A 4,062-nucleotide genomic window follows, 5' to 3' on the forward strand; every position below is an offset into this window, starting at 1 on the left:
ACCACCCTTAGAACCCGCGCCGGAATCTATGCACTTGCCTCCCGCCAGATTGCGGAGCTGCATTTTCCTCCCCTGAGCTTCGGCCCAGGTGGCGGTCAGAACCGCTGGGCGGCGTGAGCGGCGGCGTCGGCGGCTGAAAAGCGATCGCTGAAGGCACCTAAAATGTTACTTTTTGTCATCCTGTGATCTCGACTACTCATCAGGGTGCTGAACACGATAGCGTTGATAGACCAGCCATGCAGGGCCCGGATCACCTCGCTGGTGGCCGAGGGAATGCCTCGCATCTCAGCCGGGCCAAGATCATGGAGGCGCTGCCTTGAACAGCATCAATACCGCAATGATCGATCCCCGCGAACTCGCAGACGAGTCCGTGGACCTGGTGCGCCAGTGGTTGGGTCGCGCCAAGGACAACAAAAAGCGTAGTTCTCAGAAGAACCCTGCTGAAGATCGCCTCTCCACCGTGCTCCAGGATCCGCACGGTTTGGAGTTCACCGTTGGCTTCGTGGACCGTGTGATCCGCACGGAAGACACCAAGGCTGCGGCCAAGGCGCTGCAGGACATTGCCAAGCTGACCCCGGAATCCATGTCCGCTGTGGACCGTGCCCAGATCAAGGCCGGTACCGCGCTCTCGGACAAGCTCTCGTCCATCGTGGTTCCGGCAGCGCGTACCCGCCTCCGTCAGATGGTGGGCCACATGGTGGTGGATGCCCGTCCGGGGCCCTTCGGCAAGTCCGTGAAGGCCATGAAGGAAAAGGGCCACCGCCTCAACATCAACCTCTTGGGCGAGGAGGTGCTCGGCGAGCACGAGGCCAAGAAGCACCTCAATGACGCCAAGGAACTTCTGCACCGCCCGGACGTGGACTACGTCTCGTTGAAGGTGTCCTCCGTGGTGCCGCAGCTGTCCCACTGGGGTTTCGACCGCACCGCGGACCGCGTGGTCGAGCGCTTGCTGCCGCTGTACGAGGCCGCCGCGTCCAAGGAGACCGGCACCATGTTCATCAACCTGGACATGGAGATCTACTCGGACCTGGAATTGACCATGGAGGTCTTCCAGCGTCTGCTCAACAAGCCCCAGTTGAAAAATCTGGAAGCCGGCATCGTGGTGCAGGCTTACCTCCCGGACGCCCTGGGTGCCGTGAAGCGGCTCTCCGAGTGGTCCGCCGAGCGCGTGGCCGATGGTGGCGCGGAGATCAAGGTTCGCCTGGTCAAGGGCGCCAACCTGGCCCTGGAGCGCGTGGACGCGGAGATGCACGGTTGGCCCATCGCCACCATGCCGTCCAAGCAGGCCACGGACACCAACTACAAGCGCGTGCTGAGCTGGTTGTTCACCCCGGAGCGCATGCGCGGCCTCAAGCTGGGCGTGGCCGGACACAACCTGTTCGACATTGCCCTCGCTCACCTGCTCGCTGACAAGCGCGGTGTGACGGACCGGATCGATTTCGAGATGCTCCAGGGCATGGCCACCGAGCAGAGTGAGGCCGTGTCCACGGACGTCGGCCAGCTGTTGCTGTACGTACCGGCCGTGCGCCCCACCGAGTTCGACGTCGCCGTGTCCTACCTGGTGCGCCGCCTCGAGGAGAACTCCGCGAGTGCGAACTTCATGTCCGGAATCTTTGATCTGGCCCCGGACAACCGCATCTTCAAGCGCGAGGAAAGTCGTTTCCGCGCGGCCCTCGAGGACCTGGAGCCGGACCCGGAGCCCCTGTCACCGAGCCGTACGCAGGACCGCGCCCAGGAGACCGCGGGCGATGAGCTCACCCAGCCCCTGGACGAGCCGTTCATGAACGAGCCGGATACGGACATCTCCACCCGCGCCAACCAGGAATGGGCCGAGAAGATCGCCGCGCACATCGCGGACAAGGAATGGTTCGAGAACCTGCCGGTTCCCGAGGTACTCAAGGACGTCGAGGACGACTCGAGCGAGGCTGTCGAGGCCGTGAACGACGTCGTTGCGCGCGCCAAGCTGCCGGCAAGACCTGGGCGGCCACCCCCGCCCGTGAACGCGCCGAAATCCTCAACCGCGCCGGCGACATCCTGGCTGCTCGCCGCGGGCACCTCTTGGCCGTGGCCGGCGCGAGACCGGCAAGGTACTTGAGCAGGGTGACCCGGAGATTTCCGAGGCCGTGGACTTCTGCCGCTACTACGCACGGCGTGCGCTGGAGCTGGAGTTCGTGGACGGCGGTAAGTTCACCCCGCACCACATCACCGTGGTGACCCCGCCGTGGAACTTCCCGATCGCTATCCCCACCGGCACCACCGTGGCGCCGCTGGCCACCGGTTCGGCCGTGATTCACAAGCCGTCCCCGGAGACCCGCCGTTGCTCGGCCGCCATTTGTGAGGCGCTGTGGGAGGCCGGTGTGCCCCGCGACGTGCTGCAGCTCGTGGACGCCGTGGAAGGTGATGCGGGCAAGACCCTCATCTCCCATCCGGACGTGCAGCGCGTGGTGCTGACCGGCGCGTACGAGACCGCTCAGCTGTTCGCCAAGTGGTTCCCCGAGCGCCCGCTCACCGCGGAGACCTCAGGTAAGAACTCCTTGGTGATCACCCCCAGCTCCGACCGCGACCAGGCCGTGTGGGATCTGGTGTCCAGCGCGTTCGGTCACGCGGGCCAGAAGTGCTCGGCGGCTTCGCTGGGCATCCTGGTGGGCTCGGTCGCTACGTCCGATCGTTTCCGCCGCCAGCTCATCGACGCCGCGTCCTCCATGGTGGTTGCGTGGCCCGATGACCTGCAGGCCTCCGTGGGCCCCACCGTTGAGAAGCCCGAGGGCAAGCTGCTCAAGGCACTCACCGAGTTGGAGCCCGGCGAGGAATGGCTGATCGAGCCCGAGCAGCTGGATGACTCCGGCAAGCTGTGGCGTCCCGGTATCCGCACGGGCGTGAAGCCCGGTTCGTTCTTCCACCTGACCGAGTGCTTCGGTCCGGTGCTGGGTCTGATGCGCGCGGATGATCTGGACGAGGCCATCGAGCTGCAGAACGCCACGGATTACGGCCTGACCGCCGGCATCCACTCCCTGGATGCGGACGAGATCCTGCACTGGGTGGACCGTGTTCAGGCGGGCAACCTGTACGTGAACCGCGGAATCACCGGCGCATTGTGCAGCGCCAGCCCTTCGGTGGTTGGAAGCGCTCGTCGGTGGGCTTGGGTGCCAAGGCCGGTGGACCCAACTACCTGGCGTCGCTGGGTCGCTGGTGCCGCGAAGACTTCACGTCCTCGGGTTCGGACCGCAGTGCGGCCGGCGCCTGGGTTCTGGAGCCGCGCGTGCACCGTGGACTGGATGCTGTCCTGCCCTGGTGGGCGAGGACGATCAGGTGTGGCTGCGCCGCGCTGCCATGTCCGATCAGTCCGAGTGGCAGCGTGAGTTCGGTCAGGTCAAGGACCCCACCGCCCTGGTCAGCGAGGCCAACTTGTTCCGCTACCGTCCCCGCACCGTAATCGTGCGTGCGGCAGAGGGAGCATCACTGACCGACATCCTGCGCGTGGGTCTTGCGGCCTCGCGTTCGGGTTCGCATGTGATTCTCAGCCCGTCGGAGAAGCTGCCCGAGCAGGTGGGGCAGCTGTTCACCACGGTGCTCTCGCCGGCCTCGGATGTTGACTTCGCCCATGCACTGGGCGCCGGTTCGCTGGGTGCATTCGCGGAGCTGTCCGACAAGGAGATCCTCAACGACACCGACCTCAACGTGGACCACGGCGCTCGCGTCCGTGTGATCCAGCCGTGGGAGGGTACGGACGATGACCTCAAGCCGCTCTACGAGGTTCGCGCCGAGCACCCGGACATCGCCCTCATCACGGACGACGTGGTGGGCACCGGACGCATCGAGCTGATGTACATGCTCTCCGAGCAGGCCGTGTCCATCACCATGCACCGCTTCGGCAACCACAGCCCGTCCATGGATCGGGTGGTCACGGAGATCCGGGCCAACAAGTAACCCGTTCTCTGACGCATAGCTAGAACTGAGACCGTTTCACGCCAGTTTCACCCGCTCCGGGTGGCGTGGGGCGGTCTCAGTTCTTGGCCCAAACTTTTGAGTCCGTAAAAGTGCCGTTTCCCCCATTGTCAGACT

Annotated in this window: 1 protein-coding gene and 1 pseudogene; both read left to right on the forward strand. The window is 65.1% G+C overall.

The window, feature by feature from the left end:
• Positions 1 to 337: 337 nt before the first annotated feature.
• A pseudogene (locus YO9_RS21955) lies at positions 338 to 3,202 on the forward strand (proline dehydrogenase family protein); the annotation flags it as partial.
• A gap of 107 nt (positions 3,203 to 3,309) precedes the next feature.
• Positions 3,310 to 3,927 (forward strand): hypothetical protein, encoded by a 618-nt coding sequence (locus YO9_RS19150; RefSeq protein ID WP_223286676.1) that lies wholly within the window; start codon positions 3,310 to 3,312, stop codon positions 3,925 to 3,927.
• Positions 3,928 to 4,062 lie beyond the last annotated feature (135 nt).

The sequence above is a fragment of the Kocuria atrinae C3-8 genome (assembly GCF_000286355.1).
GTDB lineage: Bacteria > Actinomycetota > Actinomycetes > Actinomycetales > Micrococcaceae > Kocuria > Kocuria atrinae_A.